Origin of the sequence: Pseudomonas sp. PDM25 (genome assembly GCF_019219045.1) — a bacterium.
Taxonomy (GTDB): domain Bacteria; phylum Pseudomonadota; class Gammaproteobacteria; order Pseudomonadales; family Pseudomonadaceae; genus Aquipseudomonas.
In genome coordinates, this window is sequence record NZ_JAHUWL010000001.1 from 132,679 (window position 1) to 153,759 (window position 21,081).

The following is a 21,081-nucleotide window of genomic DNA, read 5'->3' on the forward strand; positions in this document are numbered from 1 at the left end:
TTAGCTGAACGTAAGCTGAACGCATTGTTCAATGTGTCGTCAAAACAGCGGACTCACCCGATCGTTGTACACCTCGATCAACTGATCGTAGCGGCGGCCGATCCGTTCGAAGTCGTCACTCAGCTGTTGTGGCGAGGCGTTGGCTGCCCAGTCGTCGCGCAGCTTGTTAACGGCATCCAGATAGTTCTTGCCGGGTGAACGCACATAGTTCCAGATGTTTTCCGGGTAATCGGCGTTGCTGGTTGCCGGGTTGGCTTGCATGTAACGGGTGCCGTCGTCCCAGGCCTGTTGCAGCATGAGTGTCGCGTCGCTCAGATCACTGGCGGTAAAGGTTCGCTCGCGAACACGGTTGTCGAGCTTGAGCATGAGGGTTCGCGCTTGCAGCATGTAGGTGAGGATGTGCGCGTACTTGAGTTGATCCCGGGTCTTGAGCTGCTCGAGCTGGACCTGGCGCAAACCTTGATCCTGGGTATCAAGCGCGCGGCGCAGTTGGTCAGAGGCGTTGAGGTAGTCGTTGACTAGCGGGATAAACAGGTTGTCACGCTCGGCCTTATCTGTAGGGCTGACCGAATAGAGCGGCGTGGGGCTGAAAAAATCGAATTTCTCGGCCGCTTGGTTGGCGGCCGTCAGCGACGCTTCAAAGCGATTTTGCAACGGTATCAACTCAGGTGCCGACTTCTGAAGATTATCTTTTCGCACTGGGTCCAGCCGGCAGATGTAAACATCGTTGGCTCTCCGGTAGTTGAGCTGCTCGCGGACGCTTACCATCGGGTCGAAGTCCTCGGGAAAGCGCTCCTTCAGGGTCGGATCGACTTTGCGGTCCCGGTTCAAGTATTTGGCGTAGGCGTGACGCCAGCGGCTGTCGACTGAGTTCAGGCAGGCAATCAACGGGCGCAAGGCGTTGGCCTTTTCCCGTTCGGCGAGGTCAGGTTGACGGAGCCAGCGCTGGATCGGGGTCAGGAGGGTGCCTTGATGCTCTCTCAACATACCGAGAAAGGTCACCGTCAACACGGCGGTGATTGCGACGGCCAGAACGCGCTTGTTCACGGTTGAGCCCTCTGAGCATGCGACGGCCCATACCACTGCTCATAGTCAGGTGCGATCCGGCATTCCTGACGACTGTCGAGGGGCCCACTGCAACCGCGTTTGGCAAACGGCTGCAACCCTTGATCCGGGCCCATCAACTGACTGCTGGCAATGGTATAAAACAGGAACGTCAGACCAATGACCCCGATCATCAGCGCAATCGACGGTGCCGATCCCAAGGTGGGCAACCGAACCTTGGGAGGCTTGATGCGTAGCGTTTCTGGCCAGACGACACGACTCAATACACCCAGCGCCAGCAGCACTCCGGTGTAGCTGGCAAATGCTGGCGCGCCACAGCAGGCCCATGTCAATGCACCCATTAGCCAGCAGGGCAGCAACTCGCGCAGCACTAGCGGCGCAGGGCATCTGAAGCTGAGTCGAGGCGACACGGCGCGGCTCAAATACACGTCCAATGACCAGAACCGGTCCGCCATCGGGCGCCAGACCCACAACAGTGCCGCGCCAGGCGTGGCCAATACACACAGCCAGAACAGCATCGCGACAAAGCTTGCACCGAGCCCGGATTTATCACTGAGGTATTCGCCGACTGCCCAGGTGAGCGACGCGCCAAACAACCCGGCAAACATCGGCCAGGCTTGGTGGCGCGGCACAAGGGCCTTCCAGAAATACGGATCACCGTTTGGCATGTCGCGGCATCGCGCCGGGTCCAGGCGCAGAAGCTTCTCGCTGAGTGTGCGACAGGCATTCCAGTCCGCTTCAAAAAAACGCCGGGCAAAGGCGCTTCGATCGGTGTCGGTCATTGGCGTCAGTAACAAGCGTGCCGCGCGGCTCTGGGGCTCACGATCATTCAGGACGGCCAGGCGTTCCAGGGTTTCAACAAACACCTGCTCATCTCGGCGTTTCACGAGCGCCGACCAATAAGGCTGCGAGCAACGCCCCCCGTCCTCTGTGGCGCTCCAGTGCTGATGTGCACACAGCGTTTCGAACACATGTGCCGACCAGAAACTCGAATCCACCAGTAAGCGGGCCAAGGTTTCATTGAACCAGTCGTGGCGTTCGAACGACTGCAGCCAGTCGACTTTTTTGAGCACCAGGTAGCGCTTGACGAACGCGTCGACCTGGCCAGCGTCAAGCAGCTCGCGCAAGCCCTTTTCCACATGGTTGCAGTAAGCGCGAAGCACCAACTCAAGCACATGCGGCGATAAGTCCGGGCGCTGCCAGACGCTGAGCCAGTTGAATTTCTCCATCCCCCAGGCGACCAATAACATCCCGTCGTCGCGCGGTGACAGGCACGTCATTAACAACTGGTCTTCAAACTCCCGGCTGCAGTGAGACACCTGTGCCTGAGCCAGACGTTCATCGAGTTGCTCGACCGTAACGTCTTCCAGTAGCTGCGCCGCCCGTCGTGCTCCGTGGGTGCGCTCAACCTCTAGATGTTCCAGCTCGAAACTGAGCGGAGGATCAAGCGACCGCTCAAGAGGCTGTGTTTCAACCACAGGGTCGCGCTGACTGAATGAAGACATCGACGATTCGCGGCGACTCCACTCCATCGCCTGCTCATAGGCTTCGCGCAGACGCTGGAAACCGCTCGGGTCTTCGTCCGGGCGGTGCACTTTAAGCAGCGTAGCGTATTGGCGTTTGATGCTGCGCAAGTCGGCATCGGCTTCCAGCCCCAGAATTGCCCAGCAATTCACCGCCACAGGCCCTGTTCCAGTTCATCAAGCTGTTGCGTCAGTTGCAGGCGCAGTTCGCGTATCGCGCGGTCGTTCTGGGTATCGAGCACCTGCTGAAAGCGGTTGGCCATGTGATCGAGGCGTTGACGCAAATCACCGAGGCTTTCCTGATAAAGGCGCTCGAGACGGGCATTTAGCAGGCTGTTGACCTGTTGCTCGCGCGGGTGAATCTTGAGGTTGGCCAGCGCGGCCAGGCGTTTCCGAACCTCTTCGGGATCGAGTACACCGGGATTGTTTTCGATCACCAGGATCCGACGCTCACCGGTACGATTTATCAGCGCCTCGGCTTCGAGCAGGCCGTTGTTATCGTAAGTGAAGCGTACATCGATGCTGATCTCGCCAGCCGGCGCCACGGGCACCTCGATGTCCATTTCCCCCAGATAAATGTTTTCTTTTACCCAACGACTTTCGCCCTGGTAAATCTTCAACTGCACAACGCGTTGATGGTGGCGCAGGGTCGAGACGGTTTTGACCCGGCTCACCGGGACCACGCAGTTGCGCTCGATAATTGGCAGGTAATGACCCGCTTGCGTACTTTCGCCGACGCTGACCGCGACTTCGATGCCCAAGGTGTAGGGGCAAACGTCGGTCAACACCACCTCTTCAAGTGCGGCATCCCGTGCCTTCAGGGCCGCCTGCACCGCTGCGCCCAGCGCAATCGATTCGTCCGGGTTCAGCGCAATCGAAGGAAACCGGCCGAACAACCCCGCGACCATTCGCCGGATCATTGGCATGCGGGTCGTACCGCCCACCAGCAGGACTTCATCCAGCTCCGATGGCCGAATACGCGCGTCGCGCAGCGCGGTTTCGATCGGCGTGCGCAGACGCACGAGCAGCGGGGCGCAGAGTTCGGCCAACTGCGCCTGGGTGAACGTCTGCTCCCATTGACCGCTGCCATGACGCAGGACGAAGGTCGCGCTGTCGGCCTGGCCAAGGGCGTGTCGCACGCGCTCGGCTTCGCGGCGCAGGCGATGGGCGATATTCGGTTCCGTCAGTGAGGGCATGTCGCTACGGTTGGCGTGTGCGGCGACAAAGGCCTGAACCAGCACGGTGTCGAAGTCTTCGCCTCCGAGAAAGTTGTCGCCGGCGCTGGCGCGCACTTCCATGACGCCGTCGAACAGTTCGAGGATCGACACATCGAAGGTCCCTCCACCGAGGTCGAACACCAGAAACGAACTGGCGCTGTCGCGTTGATGCAGTCCGTAGGCGAGGGCCGCAGCAGTCGGTTCGTTGATCAGCCGTTCGACCTTGAGACCGGCCAGTTCGCCAGCGATTTTCGTGGCTTTGCGCTGGGCGTCGTTGAAATAGGCGGGTACGCTGATCACCGCTTCAGTGACCGTTTCTCCGTAGCGGCGCTCGACGTCCGCCTTCAGGCTGCGCAGCACCAGTGCCGACAGTTCTTCCGGACGGAACGATCGGGTGCCGAGGCGAAGTTCATGAGCGCTGCCCATGTGTCGTTTGAACAATGCCGCCGTCAACTGTGGGTGAGTCTGTAAACGTTCATTGGCGGCCTGTCCGACCAGCACTCTACCCTCGTCGTCGAGGCCCACCACGCTTGGCGTCAGCAGACTTTCCAGGGCGTTGGGAACCAGTTCAGGCGCGCCGTTGCGCCAAACGGCAACCAGACTATTGGTGGTGCCCAAATCAATGCCGACGATCATAACGTTTACAACTCCATGTCTATTCGGGAATTCCCGGCAACAACCTATCGGCCACAGGGCCAGCTAATTGAGGCTGGTTACGCGCAGGGCTGGTTTTTTATTGCGGGCTGCCTAAGATGGCCAACAGATTAATCAGAGCACCTGAGTGACGCTTAATGTCGGAAAAAGACACCATTTCCATTCAACTGGTGCGTGAAGCGCTGTTGCAAAGCTGCGCCCCGGGAGTCGCCACCGAAGAGGTGTTGAACAAGGTCGGCATCGATCCGGCATTGCTGCAAACCACCGACGCACGCGTGCCGGCCACCGCTTATGCGCGCCTGTGGCGTTTACTGGCACGACGTGGGGACGATGAGTTTTTTGGCATGGACCCGCGCAAGCTCAAATCCGGCAGCCTGGCGTTTCTCTGTCGCTGCTCCATGGTCCAGCCGAGCCTGGCCGCGGGCCTGACCTCGGGTTTGAGCTTTTTGTCGTTGATGCTCGAACACCTGCCCGCGCAACTGGTTCGTCAGCAAAGCCTGGCGGAAATCGTCCTGCTCGAAGACGACCAGGACCCGCGCCGCGCCTTCACGTATTTCACCTACTGGATGATCGTTCACGGCATCGCTTGCTGGCTGGCGGGGCGGCGGATTCCGATCCTGGCCATCGAGTTACGCTGCCCGGAGCCTGACTTCTGCGATGACTATCAGGTGATGTTTTCCGAGAACCTGCGTTTCGACCGGCCGCGCACGCGGATGATTTTCTCCGCCGAGTGCCTGGACTTGCCGATCAAGCGCAGCCCGGAAGAGCTCAAGCGTTTCCTGGCCCATGCGCCGGCCAATATTCTGGTCAAGTACCGCGACCCGCAGAGCCTGGCCAGCCGGATCAAGCACGATTTGCGGCAACTGCCCGCCGAACACTGGCCGGAAACCGAACCCCTGGCGCAACAGCTGTGCATGTCGGCTTCCACCCTGCGTCGACGCCTGGCCGAAGAGGGGCAGACTTACCAGGGGCTCAAGGACAGCGTGCGCAAGGAGTTGGCGATTGTCTGGCTGGCAGAACCGACCATCAGCTTTGCCGAGATCGCCGCGCGTTTGGGCTTTGCCGATACCAGCTCGTTCTACAAGGCGTTTCGCAAGTGGTCCGGGTCAAATCCGGGGCATTACCGCAGCCTGATTCTCAACGAAGCCAGCTGATCCGGATTTTGTGTTGATTGGTTTGGCGCCTTCGCGAGCAAGCCCGCTCCCACAGTAGTTCTGTGGTGTGCCCCCCTGTGGGAGCGGGCTTGCTCGCGAAGAGGCCATCCCTGACGACGCATCCCTTGAATCTTGGCCAAACCAGTCACGCAACTTGATAGCTTTGACCATTGTCCTGCACCCCGCGCAGAGCGAGTATTTCCTTGTTAATCGAGGTTCCCCCAGCCTAATAAAAATACAAAGGGATTCTGGCAATGCGCGATTACTTGTCTGCTACATCACAGTTCAATTATCAGCACACCGTCGACGCCGCACTCGCGGGCGATTTGTCTGCCCTCAACGCCTGTGTCGAGTGTTGCGACCGGCATGCCTTGCCGGGGCGCATCGCGCTGTTCTGGGAAGGCCGCGATGGCGCCAGCGCGACCTACACCTTCAGCGACTTGCAGGACAAAGCCGCGCGGTTAGCCAATTTCCTGCTGGCCCAGGGCGTGAAAAAAGGCGACAAGGTGGCCGGTCTCCTGCCACGTAACATCGAATTGCTGATCACCGTATTCGCCACCTGGCGCATCGGCGCGGTCTACCAGCCGCTGTTCACGGCATTCGGCCCGAAAGCCATCGAACACCGCCTCAGCTCCTCGGGCGCCAAAGTGGTGGTGACCGACGCGGGCAATCGCTCCAAACTCTCGGAAGTCGCCGACTGCCCGACCATCGTCACCGTCGCCGGTCCCAAAGGCCAAGGCATCGTCCGCGGCGATTACAGCTTCTGGGCCGAACTGGCCAATTATTCTGCTGAGTGCGAGCCGGTCCTGCTGACGGGTGAAGACCCGTTCCTGCTGATGTTCACCTCGGGCACCACCGGCCCATCGAAAGCGCTGTCCGTTCCGCTCAAGGCCATCGTCGCCTTCCAGAGCTACACCCGTGACGCCGTGGACTTGCGCCCTGAAGACGCCTTCTGGAACGTCGCCGATCCGGGCTGGGCCTATGGCATCTATTTCGGTGTTACCGGGCCGATGGCCATGGGGCATCCGATCACCTTTTACGATGGCCCGTTCTCCCTCGAAAGCACCTGCCGGGTGATCAACAAATACGGGATCACCAACCTCACCGGTTCGCCGACGGCCTATCGCCTGTTGATCGCGGGTGGCGACGAGTTCGCCCGCTCGATCAAGGGCAAGCTGCGCATCGTCAGCAGCGCCGGCGAGCCGCTGAACCCGGAAGTGATTCGCTGGTTCGCCGACAACCTCGGTGTGGTCATCAACGACCACTATGGCCAGACCGAACTGGGCATGGTGCTGTGCAATCACCATGGCCTGGAGCATCCGATCCACATGGGCGCCGCCGGTTTCGCCTCGCCGGGGCATCGCATCGTGGTGCTGGATGACGAGTACAAAGAACTCGGCGTCGGTCAGCCGGGCATTCTGGCCATCGATCGTACCCAGTCGCCAATGTGCTGGTTTGCCGGTTACGAAGGCGCACCGACCAAGGCCTTCGTCGGCAACTATTACCTGAGCGGCGACACCGTCGAGTGGAACCCGGACGGCAGCATCAGCTTCGTCGGTCGCAGCGACGACGTGATCACCACCTCCGGCTACCGGGTCGGCCCGTTCGACGTGGAAAGCGCATTGATCGAACACCCGGCAGTGGTCGAAGCGGCGGTGGTCGGCAAGCCCGATCCGGAACGCACCGAACTGGTCAAAGCCTTTGTCGTGCTCAGCCCGCAGTACCGCGCTGCACCGGAACTGGCCGAAGAATTGCGCCAACACGTGCGCAAACGACTGGCCGCGCACTCATACCCGCGCGAAATCGAATTTGTCAGCGAATTGCCGAAAACCCCTAGCGGCAAATTGCAGCGCTTTATCTTGCGCAACCAGGAAATCGCCAAGGCTCAAGAGGCCGCCGCGAAGAACGTTTCAGCTTGAATCCAAGGAAACAATGATGCAGATCGAAAACAAGGTTTTTCTCGTCACCGGCGGTGCGTCGGGCCTCGGTGCGGCCACGGCTGAAATGCTCGTCGCGGCCGGCGCCAAAGTGATGCTGGTGGACATGAACGCCGAAGCTGTTGCGGCCCAGGCTGAACGTCTCGGCGCGCAAAGCGTGGTGGCGGACATCAGCAACGAAGCCGCGGCTGAAGCCGCTGTGCAGGCGACGGTCAAAGCCTTCGGCGGCCTCAATGGGCTGGTCAACTGCGCCGGTATCGTGCGCGGTGAGAAGATCCTCGGCAAGAATGGCCCGCACCTGTTGGCCAATTTCAGCCAGGTGATCAACGTCAACCTGATCGGCAGTTTCAACATGCTGCGCCTGGCCGCTGCGGCGATTGCCGAAACCGAAGCCGATGCTGACGGCGAGCGCGGCGTGATCATCAACACCGCCTCGGCTGCCGCCTATGACGGCCAGATCGGTCAGGCCGCGTATGCCGCCTCCAAAGGCGCGATCGTCAGCCTGACCTTGCCCGCCGCCCGTGAACTGGCGCGCTTCGGCATCCGCGTGATGACCATCGCCCCGGGCATTTTCGAAACCCCGATGATGGCCGGCATGACCCCGGAAGTCCGCGCGTCCCTGGCGGCTGGCGTGCCGTTTCCGCCACGTTTGGGCAAACCAAGCGAGTATGCCGGGCTGGTCAGGCATATCATTGAAAACAGCATGCTCAATGGCGAGGTGATCCGTCTCGACGGCGCCTTGCGCATGGCCGCCAAATAAGGAGGATTTGTCATGACTATTTCCAACGATCCCATTGTTATCGTCAGCGCCGTCCGCACCCCGATGGGCGGTTTTCAGGGCGAACTGAAAAGCCTGACTGCACCGCAACTCGGTGCTGCGGCAATTCGCGCTGCCGTCGAGCGCGCCGGTGTGGCGCCAGACTCGGTTGAAGAAGTGCTGTTCGGTTGCGTCCTCTCTGCCGGTCTCGGCCAAGCCCCGGCGCGCCAGGCTGCATTGGGCGCAGGGCTGGATAAATCGACCCGCTGCACCACCCTGAACAAAATGTGCGGTTCGGGCATGGAAGCAGCCATTCTGGCCCACGACATGCTGGTGGCCGGCAGCGCCGATGTGGTTGTCGCCGGCGGCATGGAAAGCATGTCCAACGCCCCGTATCTGCTGGACCGCGCCCGCAGCGGTTACCGCATGGGCCACGGTCGCGTCCTTGACCACATGTTCCTCGACGGTCTGGAAGACGCTTACGACAAGGGTCGCCTGATGGGCACCTACGCCGAGGATTGCGCTGAAACCAACGGTTTCACCCGTGAAGCCCAGGACGCGTTTGCCATTGCCTCGACCACCCGCGCACAGCAGGCGATCAACGACGGCAGTTTCAAAGACGAGATCGTGCCGCTCACCGTGACCGTCGGCAAAGAGCAGGTGCTGATCAGCAATGACGAACAGCCACCGAAAGCCAAACTGGACAAGATCGCCTCCTTGAAACCGGCGTTCCGCGACGGCGGCACGGTGACGGCGGCGAACTCCAGCTCGATCTCTGATGGTGCTGCGGCACTGGTGTTGATGCGCCGTTCCGAAGCTGAAAAGCGCGGCCTGAAACCACTGGCAGTGATTCACGGCCACGCAGCGTTTGCCGACACCCCGGGCCTGTTCCCGGTGGCGCCGGTGGGCGCGATCGAGAAGCTGATGAAGAAAACCGGCTGGTCCCTGGACGAAGTCGATCTGGTCGAAGTCAACGAAGCCTTCGCCGTGGTCAGTCTGGTGACCATGACCAAACTGGAAATCCCCCACGAGAAGATCAACGTTCACGGCGGCGCTTGCGCCCTCGGTCACCCGATCGGTGCGTCTGGCGCGCGGATCCTCGTGACCTTGCTCTCGGCCCTGCGCCAGAAAGGCCTGAAGCGCGGCGTTGCAGCGATCTGTATCGGCGGCGGCGAAGCCACGGCCATGGCCGTTGAATGCCTGTACTAAGGGCTGACGCCTATCCCGTGGGAGCGGGCTTGCTCGCGAAAGCGGTGTGTCATTCAACCTTGATGTCGACTGACACGGCCTCTTCGCGAGCAAGCCCGCTCCCACAGGTCCAGCGTTTCACCAGGTATTTTGTGCGACAGGCTCACTTTTAAGGATTTGGCATGATTCCCAATGACGAACAACTGCAAATCAGCGACGCGGCCCGGCAGTTTGCCCAGGAACGGCTGAAACCGTTCGCCGCCGAGTGGGACCGCGAGCATCGCTTCCCCAAGGAGGCCATCGGCGAGATGGCCGAGCTGGGCTTCTTCGGCATGTTGGTGCCGGAAGAGTGGGGCGGTTGCGACACCGGCTACCTGGCCTACGCCATGGCCCTGGAAGAAATCGCGGCCGGCGACGGCGCCTGCTCGACGATCATGAGCGTGCACAACTCGGTGGGTTGCGTGCCGATTCTCAAATACGGCAACGACGACCAGAAAGAGCGCTTCCTCAAACCGTTGGCCAGCGGCTCGATGCTAGGGGCATTTGCCCTGACCGAACCGCAGGCCGGCTCCGACGCCAGCGGCTTGAAAACCCGTGCCCGTCTGGAAGGCGATCACTACGTGTTGAACGGCTGCAAGCAGTTCATCACCTCCGGGCAGAACGCCGGGGTGGTGATCGTGTTCGCCGTGACTGACCCGAGTGCCGGCAAGCGTGGCATCACGGCGCTGATCGTGCCCACCGATTCGCCAGGCTATAAAGTTGCGCGGGTCGAAGACAAGCTCGGCCAGCACGCTTCCGACACCTGCCAGATCCTGTTCGAAGACGTGAAGGTGCCGGTGGCCAACCGCTTGGGCGAGGAGGGCGAAGGTTATCGAATCGCCTTGGCCAACCTTGAAGGCGGCCGTGTCGGCATCGCTTCGCAATCGGTGGGCATGGCCCGCGCTGCGTTCGAAGCAGCCCGCGACTATGCCCGCGAGCGTGAAAGCTTTGGCAAGCCGATCATCGAACATCAAGCGGTCGCGTTCCGCCTGGCGGACATGGCGACCCAAATCGCTGTGGCTCGGCAGATGGTGCATTACGCGGCGGCGCTGCGTGACAGCGGTAAACCGGCCTTGGTCGAAGCGTCCATGGCCAAGCTGTTCGCCTCGGAAATGGCCGAAAAAGTCTGCTCCTCGGCGTTGCAAACCCTCGGTGGTTACGGTTACTTGAACGATTTCCCGCTGGAGCGGATCTACCGCGACGTGCGCGTTTGCCAGATCTACGAAGGCACCAGCGATATTCAGCGCATGGTTATTTCGCGCAATCTTTGAGAAGGAAGCTACTTGTGAACTACGAAACGATTTTGTTGGAAACCCACGGTCGCGTTGGCCTGATCACCCTGAACCGCCCGCAAGCGTTGAATGCGTTGAACGCGCAGATCGTCAGCGAGCTGAACCACGCCCTCGATGGCCTGGAAGCCGATTCGAACATCGGCTGCATCGTGCTCACCGGCTCGAAAAAAGCCTTCGCGGCCGGCGCCGACATCAAGGAAATGGCCGAGCTGACCTACCCGCAGATCTACCTCGACGACCTGTTCAGCGACAGCGATCGCGTGGCTAACCGCCGCAAGCCGATCATTGCTGCCGTCAACGGTTTCGCCTTAGGCGGTGGGTGTGAACTGGCGCTGATGTGCGACTTCATCCTGGCCGGCGACAACGCCAAGTTCGGTCAGCCGGAAATCAACCTCGGCGTACTGCCGGGCATGGGCGGCACCCAGCGCCTGACCCGCGCGGTGGGCAAGGCCAAGGCTATGGAAATGTGCCTCAGCGGTCGCTTGATCGATGCGGTGGAAGCGGAGCGTTGCGGGATTGTCGCGCGGATTGTTCCGGCTGATGAGTTGCTGGAAGAAGCGTTGAAAGTCGCGGCGCTGATTGCCAAGAAGTCGTTGCCGATTGCAATGATGATCAAGGAAAGCGTCAACCGCGCGTTTGAAGTGAGCCTGTCGGAAGGTGTGCGCTTTGAACGTCGGGTGTTCCATGCGGCGTTTGCGACGCAGGATCAGAAGGAAGGGATGGCGGCGTTTATTGCCAAGCGTGAGGCCGAGTTCCAAGGGAAGTAATGTAGCGTTCTTGAAGGCGCTTTCGCGAGCAAGCCCGCTCCCACATTAGTCCGCGTGTTTCCAGGAGGAACGCGGACTAATGTGGGAGCGGGCTTGCTCGCGAAGCTTTTAAGCTTTTGATCGTTCCCATGCGCGTGGGAACGATCAGTTCGGTGGCGATCATTAGACCAGGTAGTGCTTCAACTCCCGGGCAATCACCATCCGTTGTATCTCGCTCGACCCTTCATAAATCTGCGTAATCCGCGCATCCCGGTAGTAACGCTCCACCGGGTAATCCTCCAGATACCCATACCCGCCGTGAATCTGCATCGCCGACGAACACACTTTCTCGGCCATCTCCGATGCAAACAATTTAGCCTGTGAAGCCTCCGACAGACACGGCTTGCCGGCACTGCGCAACCGCGCGGCATGCAGGATCAGCAGTCGTGCCGCGTTCAACCGGGTGTGCATGTCGGCCAGCATGTTGGCAATGCTCTGGTGCTCGATGATCGGCTTGTTGAACTGCACCCGATCCCGCGAGTAGGCCAGCGCTGCTTCAAACGCCGCGCGGGCAATGCCCAACGCCTGCGCCGCAATGCCGATGCGGCCGCCTTCGAGGTTGGAGAGGGCAATCGCCAGTCCTTTGCCGCGCTCACCCAGCAGGTTGGCTTCAGGGATCGTGCAATTGCTCAGGGTCACCGCGCAGGTATCGGACGCGCGAATACCCATTTTGTGTTCGGTGCGATCGACGATGAAACCCGCTGTATCGGTCGGCACCAGGAACGCCGAGATGCCGCGCTTGCCCAAGTCCGGATCGGTCACCGCAAACACGATGGCCAGTTTCGCCCGTTTGCCGTTGCTGACGAATTGCTTGGCGCCGTTGATCACCCACTGGCCGTCGCGCAGTTCGGCGCGGGTGCGCAGGTTGTGGGCTTCGGAGCCGGCCTGGGGTTCGGTCAGGCAGAAGCAGCCGATGGCCTGACCGCTGGCCAGATCCGGCAGCCAGGTCTGTTTCTGTTCTTCAGTGCCGTAGTTGAGGACCGGACCGCAACCTACGGAGTTGTGAATGCTCATCAGTGCGCCAGTGGCGCCGTCACCGGCCGAAATCTCTTCCACGGCCAAGGCGTAGGCGACGTAGTCGACATAGGTGCCGCCCCATTCCTCGGGCACCACCATGCCCAGCAGGCCGAGTTCGCCCATCTTCGCCACCAGACCATCATCGATCCAGCCGGCCTTTTCCCAAGCCTGGGCGTGGGGTGCGATTTCGCCGCGGGCAAAGTCCCGGGCCATGTCGCGGATCATGACTTGCTCTTCGCTCAATTCGATATCGTGCATGGCTCAGCTCCCGCTTTGGTCAAAACCGGTGAAGAAACTCGCGACGTGCTCGGCGTCCAGCGCCTGCAAGGTCGGCGGGTTCCAGCGCGGTTTCTTGTCTTTGTCGATCAGCAAGGCGCGCACGCCTTCGATCAGGTCGCCGCGCTCGAACCACTGACGGTCCAGGTGCAGCTCAAGGGCGAAGCAGTCTTCCAGACTCAAGTGCCGACCACGACGGAGCATTTCCAGGGTCACGCCCATGGCCTGCGGTGAACGGCTTTCCAGCAGGTCGGCGGTGGTCGTGGCCCATTCGTGGCTGTCGGCGACCGTTACTTCACGCAGTTGCTCAACAATACTCGGCACATCGGGCAGGGCGAAGAAGTGATCGATGGCCGGGCGCAACGCGCTCAATGGCGCGTCGGGTAGCTGTTGCACCGCAAGTTTCGCCAGCAGACCTTGAAGGTCCTTCAACGGCGTTTCGTGCCATTCGAGCTGATCGAGTCGCTCGTCGAGGGTGCCCAGTTTGTCGCTCTCCAGGTACCAGTCGGCCAGGCCGCAATAGAGCGCATCGGCCGCACGGATCTGCACGCCGCTGACGCCGAGGTAAATCCCCAGTTCACCGGGAACGCGCGGCAGGAAATGGCTGCCACCGACATCCGGGAAATAACCGATCGCCACTTCCGGCATCGCCAGACGGCTTTTCTCGGTGACCACCCGCAAGTCAGCACCTTGCACCAGGCCCATGCCGCCACCCAGGACAAAACCGTCCATCAAGGCGAGTACAGGTTTGCGGTAATGGTGAATCGCGAGGTCGAGGGCGTATTCCTCGACGAAGAAATCTTCGTGCAGCGTGTCGCCGTTCTTGAAGCTGTCGTACAGCGAGCGAATATCACCGCCGGCACAGAAAGCCTTCTCGCCAGCACCGCGCAACACCACCGCGTGTACGTGCGGATCCAGAGCCCAGGCGTCGAGCTGACGCTGCAGGTTGCGCACCATGTCCAGGGTAATGGCGTTGAGCCCGGCGGGGCGATTGAGGGTCAGGTGACCGATGTGGTTGCGGACCTCGGCCAGCACGTCGTTTTGCATGGCATCCATGGACGAAGTCCACTTCGATGAAACCTGAGCAGTCATCACTAACTCCCTGCTTTTATTGTTCTTTATAGAGAAGCTCGCGCGCGAGCGATGCTGGATCGTAACAGTGCAAATTTGTGATGTACAACCGGCATATGTGCAGGTCTTGCCTGCATTTTTGTAATGCCGGTGTGGAATTCCTTTGCGAAAACGGCCGCGGGCCGGGCTCACGACAGATTCGGCTGTCAAAACAGCCTTATCAGCGCATTCCGGGTGTCTGCACCGGCCCGTACGACACCTGCACCCGCTCATCTGTTGGCATTCTGGCCTCGGGTTTGAAGCCGTCTGTGTCGAGGGTTTCAGGCCGGGTGCCGCTGAGTGCGGCCCACCGTGCAAAACAATAAGAACGCTGTTGCGGTGTTAGCCGCATCGACTCTCTGTTCCTGCCCATAAAGGTGGCCTGGTTAGCCTGGCCGCGATAATTCCAAACAAATCGGGATTCAAGAAGATGAAGACTAGATGGCTGAGCTTGTCGGTACTCGCATTGCTGTGCTGCACCACCGGCGCCAGTGCCAAGGAATGGAAAGAGCTGCGATTCGGCGTCAACCCGAGCTACCCGCCTTTTGAGTCCACCACCGCCGATGGCGGCGTGCAGGGTTTTGGCGTGGATTTGGGCAACGCGATCTGCGCCGAACTGAAGGTGAAATGCGTGTGGGTCAGCAATGACTTCGACGGGCTGATTCCGGCGCTCAAGGCGGGCAAGTTCGATGCCATCGAATCGTCGATGACCGTGACCGATGCGCGCAAGAAACAGATCGACTTCACCGATCGCCTGTATGCCGGGCCGACCGCCATCGTCACTCGCAAGGATTCCGGGCTGTTGCCTACCGCTGAGTCGCTGCAGGGCAAGACCATCGGTTACATGCAGGGCACGATTCAGGAAACCTATGCCAAGGCCAAACTGGCACCCGGCGGCGTGAAACTGCGGGCCTATCAGAATCAGGATCAGGTTTACGCCGACCTGGTATTTGGCCGTCTCGACGCCTCGATCCAGGACAAGATGCAGGCGCAAATGAGCTTTTTGACCTCACCGCAAGGCGCTGACTTCAAGAACAGTGAAGGCATCAGCGACCCGTTGGTACCGTCCGACATCGCCATCGGCGTGCGCAAGGACAACGAAGAACTCAAAGGCATGCTCAATACCGCCATCAAGGCCCTGCATGACAAGGGTATCTACGCACAGATCCAGCAGAAACACTTCGGCGATCTGGACCTCTACAACTACTGATCCTCGCGCCCCGAAGGCTGCGTCTGGTAACAGGCGCAGCGCTTGAGCGCGGGCGCCTCAAGACAGGTGATTGACGTGAACTTCTTCCTGAATCTGATCGGGGTCGATCTCTCGGCCCTGCAAGGCTATGGCCCTTTGTTGCTGCACGGCACCTGGGTCACGCTGAAATTGTCAGCGCTCTCGCTGCTGGTGAGCATGGCGCTGGGCCTGCTCGGCGCAGCGGCGAAACTGTCGCCGCTAAAACTGTTGAACCTGCCGGCGACCTTCTACACGACGCTGATCCGCGGTGTGCCGGACCTGGTGCTGATGCTGTTGATTTTCTACAGCCTGCAAGGCTGGCTGAGCAGCCTGACCGAGGCGATGGACTGGCCCTACATGGAAATCGATCCGTTCGTGGCCGGCGTCATCACCCTTGGGTTTATCTACGGCGCGTATTTCACCGAGACCTTTCGCGGGGCGATTCTGAGCGTGCCGCGCGGCCAGCAGGAGGCCGCCGCGTGCTTTGGTCTGAACCGCTGGCAGCGATTCCGCTTTGTGGTGTTCCCGCAGATGATGCGTTTCGCTTTGCCGAGCCTGGGCAATAACTGGTTGGTGCTGCTCAAGGCTACGGCGCTGGTGTCGATCATCGGTTTGTCGGACCTGGTCAAAGTCGCGCAGGAAGCGGGTAAAAGCACCTTCAATATGCTCGATTTCCTGCTGCTGGCAGCGGCGCTGTATTTGCTGATCACCAGCGCTTCGAACTACGTTTTGCGCGTGTTGGAACGGCGCTATAACCAGGGTGTGCGGGGGATGGCACGATGATCGAGTTGATTGCCGAATACTGGAAACCCTTTCTGTTCAGCGACGGCTACAGCCTCACCGGGTTGGCCATGACCTTGTGGCTGCTGGTGACGAGCATTGTGATGGGGTTCTTCCTGTCGCTGCCATTGGCGATCATGCGCACCTCGCGCTGGGGCCTGTTGCGCTGGCCGGTTCAGCTGTTCACTTATGTGTTTCGCGGTACGCCGCTGTATATCCAGTTGCTGATTTGCTACAGCGGGATCTACGGCATCGCGGTGGTGCGCTCGCAACCGCTGCTCGAAGCATTTTTCCGCGATGCGATGAATTGCACCTTGCTCGCGTTCACGCTCAACACTTGCGCCTACACCGTGGAAATCTTCGCCGGGGCGATTCGCAGCATTCCCTACGGTGAAATCGAGGCCGCGCACGCGTATGGATTAAGTGGCTGGCGCCTGTACCTGCGGCTGATTCTGCCTTCGGCATTGCGCCGGGCACTGCCGTATTACAGCAACGAGGTGATCCTGATGTTGCACGCGACTTCCGTGGCGTTCACCGCCACCATTCCGGACATCCTCAAAATCGCCCGGGACGCCAATGCCGCGACCTTCATGACCTTCCAGGCCTTCGGCATTGCCGGCCTGCTGTACCTCGCGCTGTCGTTCGGCCTGGTCGGAGCCTTCCGCCTGGCAGAGAAGCGCTGGCTGAGTTTTCTCGGCCCGACTCACTGAATCCCATTTTCTGTCCAGAGCGGTGCCGCCAGGCGCGCCGCTCCAGGAGTGCTGACATGTACAAACTCACGGTTGAAAATCTGTATAAACGTTTTGGTGACAACGAAGTGCTCAAGGGCGTCTCGTTGAATGCACGGGCAGGCGATGTGGTGAGCATGATCGGCGCCAGCGGTTCGGGTAAAAGCACGATGCTGCGCTGCATCAACTTTCTGGAGCGCGCGGACGAAGGCGCCATTGAACTGGACGGCGAGCGCGTCATCACGCGCCCGGGTGCCGGTGGCATGCGTGTCGCTCATCCGGCGCAATTGCAGCGTTTGCGCACGCGCCTGGCGATGGTGTTCCAGCATTTCAATCTGTGGAGCCATCTGACGGTGCTGGAGAACATCGTGCTGGCGCCGTGTCGGGTGCTGGGGATCAGCCGCAAGGCCGCCGAAGAGAGTGCGCGGGCCTATCTGGACAAGGTCGGTCTGGCGCAACGAGTGGCCGATCAATACCCGGCGTTTCTGTCCGGTGGGCAGCAACAGCGGGTGGCGATCGCGCGTGCCCTGGCGGTGGAACCGGAGATTCTGTTGTTCGACGAGCCGACTTCGGCACTCGATCCGGAATTGGTGGGTGAGGTGCTGAAGGTCATTCAGGCGCTGGCCGAAGAAGGCCGTACCATGTTGATGGTGACCCACGAGATGGGGTTTGCCCGGCAGGTTTCCAGCCAGGTGTTGTTCTTGCATCAGGGCAAGGTCGAGGAGCAGGGTGACGCTACGATCCTCGACCAGCCCAAAAGTGAACGTTTGCAGCAATTTCTATCGGGTCGTTTGAAGTGAGGCAAGACGTACATGGCGGATATCCGCGATCTGTCGATCGTGCTTGATCGTATCGATCAGGCAATCATCGAAGTGCTGCGCCACGAAGGGCGCATCACTTATCAAAAGCTTTCCGAGCGCGTGCACCTGACGCCCAGGCCGTGCCTGGAACGGGTGCGCAAACTCGAACAGCTCGGGGTCATTCGTGGGTATGGCGCGATTCTCGATGAAAAGAAACTGACGCCAGGCTTGTCGTTGCTGGTGCTGGTTGCATTGTCCAACCAGAGTGGGCGGGCGGCGCAAAAGGCGTTCGAAGCCAAGGTCCGCGCCTGCCCGCAGGTACTGGAATGTCGGTTGATCAGCGGTGCGTTCGACTACAGCTTGCGCATGCGTTGCCGGGACATGGAGCACTATCGGGTGCTGACCGAAGTCTGGTTCGATGACCCGGATTTGCACATCGACAAGTTGGTCAGCCATCCGGAATTGGCGATGGTCAAGACCACGATGGAATAGGTTTGGCAGAACAAAAAAATCGCAGCTCCGGGCTGCGATTTTTTTTGTGTTCAGCTCCGCCGAATCGGCTGGGCCACACACGTTTTTCAGCCGTTTCCATCACGCCACAGCCATTTATCAACCGGGTTTTCCAGCCTGCGAAACAGACAATGAGTACCTCTTAACCCTCATTGAATCTGTGCCCATGCAAACCACCAATACCGTTTTGATGATTCGCCCGACACGTTTCTCCTTCAATCAGGACACGGCGGCGAACAACCGTTTCCAGCAGCCGGCCGCCGTCAGCGAAGACGTGCAGCTCAAGGCCCTGCAAGAGTTCGATGGCTACGTTGCCGCGCTGCGTCACCACGGTGTCGAGGTCATGGTGCACAACGACCGCGAAGCGCCGCATACCCCGGATTCGATCTTCCCCAACAACTGGTGGAGCAGCCATCCCGACGGCACCTTGGTGCTGTACCCGATGCAGGGCCATAACCGGCGCCTGGAACGGGACAAAGGCGTGCTCGACTGGCTGCGGGACGAGTACCGGGTGGAACAGTTGCTGGACCTTTCCAGCCTCGAACAGCAGGAAGTGTTCCTCGAAGGCACCGGCAGCATGGTGCTGGATCGTCAGCAGCGGATTTGCTACGCCGGTTACTCCACCCGCACCCATGCCCGTGCCCTGGACCAGGTGGTCAGTCATTTGGGTTACGAGCTGTGCGCCTTCAATGCGGTGGACCGCCAGGGCGTCGCGATTTACCACACCAACGTGATGATGAGTGTCGGCACGCGCCTGGCCGTGGCGTGCCTGGCCTCGGTCACGCACCCGGCCGAACGCCTGGCCCTGCGTAAACGCCTGGAGGACAGCGGCAAGCAGGTGATTGCCTTGAACTGGGCGCAGCTGGAATCTTTCGCCGGCAACATGCTGGAAGTCCACAACGCTGCGGGCGAACCCTTGCTGGTGATGTCGCGCACGGCCTGGCAATCGCTGGATGCCGCGCAGCGTCGCCTGATCGAAACCCACACCACGCCACTCCCCGTGAACATCGACACCATCGAGCGCATCGGCGGCGGCAGTGCGCGCTGCATGCTGGCCGAGGTCTTTCTGTCCAAACATCTGGCTACCCAGGAGCAAATGCGATGATCGTTCGTCCAGCCACACCGGCAGACCTGCCGGCACTGTTAGCCCTGGCCCATAGCGCCGGAACCGGTTTGACCACCTTGCCGGCCGACGCGGGGCGTTTGCGTCAGCGTCTGGAATGGGCGGCGAAAACCTTCGCCGGCGAAGCCGAGCGTGCCGATGCCGATTACCTGTTTGTGCTCGAGAATGACCAGCATGAAGCCATCGGCATTTGCGCACTGGCCGGTGCCGTCGGCCTGCGCGAGCCTTGGTACAACTATCGACTGGGCCTGTTTGTCGCGGCCTCGAAAAACCTCGGGATCAATCAGCAGCTGCCGACGTTGTTCCTCGGTAACGACATGACCGGTCACTCAGAGCTGTGTTCGCTGTTCCTGCATGCCGACCACCGCAGCGGCCTGAACGGGCGCTTGCTGTCCAAGGCGCGGTTCCTGTTTCTGGCGGAGTTTCGTCAGCACTTCGGGGAGAAGGTCATCGCCGAGATGCGCGGTTACTCGGACGCGGAGGGCGTTTCACCGTTCTGGGAAGGCCTGGGACGGCACTTCTTCAAGATGGACTTTGCCGATGCCGACTATCTGACCGGGCTGGGTAACAAGACGTTCATCGCCGAGCTGATGCCCAAGTTTCCGTTGCCCACCTGCCTGTTGCCTGAAGCAGCAAGAACCGTCATCGGTCGGGTTCACCCCAACACCGAACCGGCGCTGGGCATGCTCAAGGCTGAAGGATTCGAACACCGCGATTACATCGACATCTTTGACGGTGGCCCGCTGATTGAATGCGCCACCGGGGATATCCGCGCAGTGCGCGACAGTCAGGTGCTGCAACTGAGCATTGGCACACCGGGTGAGCAGGCGGCGACTTACCTGATTCATAACCGTCAATTTGCCGAGTGCCGGATTACCGCGGCACCGGCACGGGTGGCTGCCGGGACGTTGATAGTCGATGCAGCAACTGCGAAGAGTTTGGGGTTGAGTGCCGGTTCATCGGTGCGCGCGGTGAGTCTGGCAGTGCCTGCACGGCAACAATCAGCGGCCTAAACAGATTTTTGGGTTGGCGCTGAACCTGTGGGAGCGGGCTTGCTCGCGAAGGGGCCCTGCCAATCAACATTGATGTTGGATGACACACCGCTTTCGCGAGCAAGCCCGCTCCCACAGGGGATCTGTGTTTCTTCAGGTTCTACTGCTGAGTACCTCAGCAATGCTGCGGCGCCTGGCATGCAGCTCACTGGCATGGATCAACTGTTCAAGGTCTTCCGGGGTGACGTCGAAGAAGGCTTCCATGTCCGCCAGGGCCAGTTTCATGTCCTGGGCGGTGATCGCCTGGCTGTCGGGGACGGGCATCATCGGTGCCGGTTCAGCGGGACGTTTTGGGTAACGAATGCGCGTCAGGTTGTTGTAGGCCAGGGCGCTGAGCAACATGGTCGATCCGCTGAGCATCACCGGGCCGAGGGCTTTCCAGTCGAGGGCAATGGTCGCCGGGTCTGCCAATACCAACAGCAACGCCAAGGCCCCGGCCGGTGGATGCAGGCAACGCAGCCAGCACATCAGAATCAGCGCCATGCCCGCCGCCAGGCAAGCGCTGCCAAGGGTTCGCCCGAGCACGTGAGCGACCAGCAGCGCAACCACCCCGGCGCTGAGGTAGCCGCCGAGAATCGACCAGGGCTGGGCGAGGGCGCCGGAGGACACGGCGAACAGCAGCACGGCCGATGCACCCAGCGGACCGATCAGGTGCTGCGCCACTGGCATGCCGAATACCTGGCTGCAGAGCCAGACGCTGAACATCGTGCCCAACGACATGCCGATCGCGGCGCGGCTCCATTCGGAGGGGCGGGTGTTGATGGCGGCGGGAAACCAGCGAGCAAACATGAGGCAGACGATCCGTTGAAAAAAAACCGAGGCAAA

Annotated in this window: 19 protein-coding genes; 13 read left to right on the forward strand and 6 right to left on the reverse strand. The window is 60.6% G+C overall.

Features of this window, described 5'->3' with window-relative positions; genetic code table 11:
* Positions 1-39: 39 nt before the first annotated feature.
* Genes KW848_RS00490 through KW848_RS00500 form a run of 3 tightly spaced genes read right to left on the reverse strand, consistent with a single transcriptional unit; the run spans position 40 to position 4,441 of the window.
* The gene (locus tag KW848_RS00490; RefSeq protein ID WP_218534683.1) at positions 40-1,047 is read right to left on the reverse strand and encodes a DUF3829 domain-containing protein; all 1,008 of its coding nucleotides are present in this window, start codon (positions 1,045-1,047) and stop codon (positions 40-42) included.
* Positions 1,044-2,747, reverse strand: coding sequence for a J domain-containing protein (locus KW848_RS00495; protein WP_218534684.1), 1,704 nt, complete (start codon positions 2,745-2,747; stop codon positions 1,044-1,046). Before KW848_RS00495 ends, KW848_RS00490 begins: the two co-directional genes overlap by 4 nt.
* Complete coding sequence (locus KW848_RS00500; protein ID WP_218534685.1) at positions 2,738-4,441, reverse strand: molecular chaperone HscC; 1,704 nt, start codon at positions 4,439-4,441, stop codon at positions 2,738-2,740. The genes KW848_RS00495 and KW848_RS00500 overlap by 10 nt, the downstream gene beginning before the upstream one ends.
* Positions 4,442-4,596: 155 nt before the next feature.
* Between KW848_RS00500 and KW848_RS00505 the strand changes: the two genes are divergently transcribed.
* The 6 genes from KW848_RS00505 (at position 4,597) to KW848_RS00530 (ending at position 11,593) form a co-directional block, all read left to right on the forward strand.
* Positions 4,597-5,613 carry an AraC family transcriptional regulator gene (locus tag KW848_RS00505; RefSeq protein ID WP_218534686.1) on the forward strand — a complete coding sequence of 339 codons (1,017 nt, stop codon included), beginning with the start codon at positions 4,597-4,599 and terminating at the stop codon, positions 5,611-5,613.
* Between the two features lie 254 nt (positions 5,614-5,867).
* A complete protein-coding gene (locus KW848_RS00510) occupies positions 5,868-7,532 on the forward strand; it encodes an AMP-binding protein (RefSeq protein ID WP_218534687.1) in 1,665 nt (554 codons plus the stop codon).
* Between the two features lie 16 nt (positions 7,533-7,548).
* Positions 7,549-8,310: an SDR family NAD(P)-dependent oxidoreductase gene (locus tag KW848_RS00515; RefSeq protein ID WP_074876737.1), complete on the forward strand. Its 762-nt coding sequence runs from the start codon at positions 7,549-7,551 to the stop codon at positions 8,308-8,310.
* Between the two features lie 12 nt (positions 8,311-8,322).
* Positions 8,323-9,516 carry an acetyl-CoA C-acyltransferase gene (locus KW848_RS00520; RefSeq protein ID WP_218534688.1) on the forward strand — a complete coding sequence of 398 codons (1,194 nt, stop codon included), beginning with the start codon at positions 8,323-8,325 and terminating at the stop codon, positions 9,514-9,516.
* Positions 9,517-9,677: 161 nt separating this feature from the next.
* Positions 9,678-10,805, forward strand: a complete 1,128-nt coding sequence (locus KW848_RS00525) for an acyl-CoA dehydrogenase (protein WP_074876733.1) — start codon at positions 9,678-9,680, stop codon at positions 10,803-10,805.
* A gap of 14 nt (positions 10,806-10,819) precedes the next feature.
* Positions 10,820-11,593: an enoyl-CoA hydratase gene (locus KW848_RS00530; protein ID WP_030131385.1), complete on the forward strand. Its 774-nt coding sequence runs from the start codon at positions 10,820-10,822 to the stop codon at positions 11,591-11,593.
* Positions 11,594-11,755: 162 nt separating this feature from the next.
* Here KW848_RS00530 and KW848_RS00535 read toward each other — a convergent pair whose 3' ends face one another.
* On the reverse strand, positions 11,756-12,907 hold the full coding sequence (locus tag KW848_RS00535; protein ID WP_129443945.1) for an acyl-CoA dehydrogenase family protein: 1,152 nt from the start codon (positions 12,905-12,907) through the stop codon (positions 11,756-11,758).
* 3 nt (positions 12,908-12,910) lie between these two features.
* On the reverse strand, positions 12,911-14,017 hold the full coding sequence (locus KW848_RS00540; protein WP_218534689.1) for an enoyl-CoA hydratase/isomerase family protein: 1,107 nt from the start codon (positions 14,015-14,017) through the stop codon (positions 12,911-12,913).
* A 448-nt stretch (positions 14,018-14,465) separates the two neighbouring features.
* On the opposite strand from KW848_RS00540, the gene KW848_RS00545 reads away from it, so the two are divergent.
* The 7 genes from KW848_RS00545 to astA all read left to right on the forward strand — a co-directional run bounded on the left by KW848_RS00545 (position 14,466) and on the right by astA (position 20,217).
* Positions 14,466-15,245, forward strand: coding sequence for a transporter substrate-binding domain-containing protein (locus KW848_RS00545; protein WP_111451608.1), 780 nt, complete (start codon positions 14,466-14,468; stop codon positions 15,243-15,245).
* Positions 15,246-15,320: 75 nt separating this feature from the next.
* Entirely contained in the window at positions 15,321-16,046 is a 726-nt protein-coding gene (locus KW848_RS00550) for an ABC transporter permease (RefSeq protein ID WP_111451609.1), read from the forward strand.
* Positions 16,043-16,753, forward strand: a complete 711-nt coding sequence (locus KW848_RS00555) for an ABC transporter permease (protein WP_218534690.1) — start codon at positions 16,043-16,045, stop codon at positions 16,751-16,753. Before KW848_RS00550 ends, KW848_RS00555 begins: the two co-directional genes overlap by 4 nt.
* A gap of 56 nt (positions 16,754-16,809) precedes the next feature.
* On the forward strand, positions 16,810-17,571 hold the full coding sequence (locus KW848_RS00560; RefSeq protein WP_074876725.1) for an ABC transporter ATP-binding protein: 762 nt from the start codon (positions 16,810-16,812) through the stop codon (positions 17,569-17,571).
* A gap of 12 nt (positions 17,572-17,583) precedes the next feature.
* Entirely contained in the window at positions 17,584-18,063 is a 480-nt protein-coding gene (locus KW848_RS00565; protein WP_007974731.1) for an Lrp/AsnC family transcriptional regulator, read from the forward strand.
* 184 nt (positions 18,064-18,247) lie between these two features.
* Entirely contained in the window at positions 18,248-19,186 is a 939-nt protein-coding gene (gene ctlX / locus KW848_RS00570) for a citrulline utilization hydrolase CtlX (RefSeq protein WP_008155283.1), read from the forward strand.
* The gene (gene astA / locus KW848_RS00575) at positions 19,183-20,217 is read left to right on the forward strand and encodes an arginine N-succinyltransferase (RefSeq protein ID WP_008155285.1); all 1,035 of its coding nucleotides are present in this window, start codon (positions 19,183-19,185) and stop codon (positions 20,215-20,217) included. The genes ctlX and astA overlap by 4 nt, the downstream gene beginning before the upstream one ends.
* Before the next feature lie 132 nt (positions 20,218-20,349).
* Here the strand turns inward: astA and KW848_RS00580 are convergent, their stop codons facing one another.
* Positions 20,350-21,045 (reverse strand): HPP family protein, encoded by a 696-nt coding sequence (locus tag KW848_RS00580; protein ID WP_218534691.1) that lies wholly within the window; start codon positions 21,043-21,045, stop codon positions 20,350-20,352.
* Positions 21,046-21,081: the final 36 nt, after the last annotated feature.

What these genes read in the sequence shown, in the direction of transcription:
- KW848_RS00520 (WP_218534688.1), top strand. Translation starts at nt 8,323, where the DNA reads ATGACTATTTCCAACGATCCCATTGTTATCGTCAGCGCCGTCCGCACC.
- KW848_RS00510 (WP_218534687.1), top strand. Translation starts at nt 5,868, where the DNA reads ATGCGCGATTACTTGTCTGCTACATCACAGTTCAATTATCAGCACACC.
- KW848_RS00525 (WP_074876733.1), top strand. Translation starts at nt 9,678, where the DNA reads ATGATTCCCAATGACGAACAACTGCAAATCAGCGACGCGGCCCGGCAG.
- KW848_RS00565 (WP_007974731.1), top strand. Translation starts at nt 17,584, where the DNA reads ATGGCGGATATCCGCGATCTGTCGATCGTGCTTGATCGTATCGATCAG.
- KW848_RS00515 (WP_074876737.1), top strand. Translation starts at nt 7,549, where the DNA reads ATGCAGATCGAAAACAAGGTTTTTCTCGTCACCGGCGGTGCGTCGGGC.
- KW848_RS00500 (WP_218534685.1), bottom strand. Translation starts at nt 4,441, where the DNA reads ATGATCGTCGGCATTGATTTGGGCACCACCAATAGTCTGGTTGCCGTT.
- ctlX (WP_008155283.1), top strand. Translation starts at nt 18,248, where the DNA reads ATGCAAACCACCAATACCGTTTTGATGATTCGCCCGACACGTTTCTCC.
- KW848_RS00540 (WP_218534689.1), bottom strand. Translation starts at nt 14,017, where the DNA reads ATGACTGCTCAGGTTTCATCGAAGTGGACTTCGTCCATGGATGCCATG.
- KW848_RS00560 (WP_074876725.1), top strand. Translation starts at nt 16,810, where the DNA reads ATGTACAAACTCACGGTTGAAAATCTGTATAAACGTTTTGGTGACAAC.
- KW848_RS00580 (WP_218534691.1), bottom strand. Translation starts at nt 21,045, where the DNA reads ATGTTTGCTCGCTGGTTTCCCGCCGCCATCAACACCCGCCCCTCCGAA.
- astA (WP_008155285.1), top strand. Translation starts at nt 19,183, where the DNA reads ATGATCGTTCGTCCAGCCACACCGGCAGACCTGCCGGCACTGTTAGCC.
- KW848_RS00505 (WP_218534686.1), top strand. Translation starts at nt 4,597, where the DNA reads ATGTCGGAAAAAGACACCATTTCCATTCAACTGGTGCGTGAAGCGCTG.
- KW848_RS00555 (WP_218534690.1), top strand. Translation starts at nt 16,043, where the DNA reads ATGATCGAGTTGATTGCCGAATACTGGAAACCCTTTCTGTTCAGCGAC.
- KW848_RS00545 (WP_111451608.1), top strand. Translation starts at nt 14,466, where the DNA reads ATGAAGACTAGATGGCTGAGCTTGTCGGTACTCGCATTGCTGTGCTGC.
- KW848_RS00535 (WP_129443945.1), bottom strand. Translation starts at nt 12,907, where the DNA reads ATGCACGATATCGAATTGAGCGAAGAGCAAGTCATGATCCGCGACATG.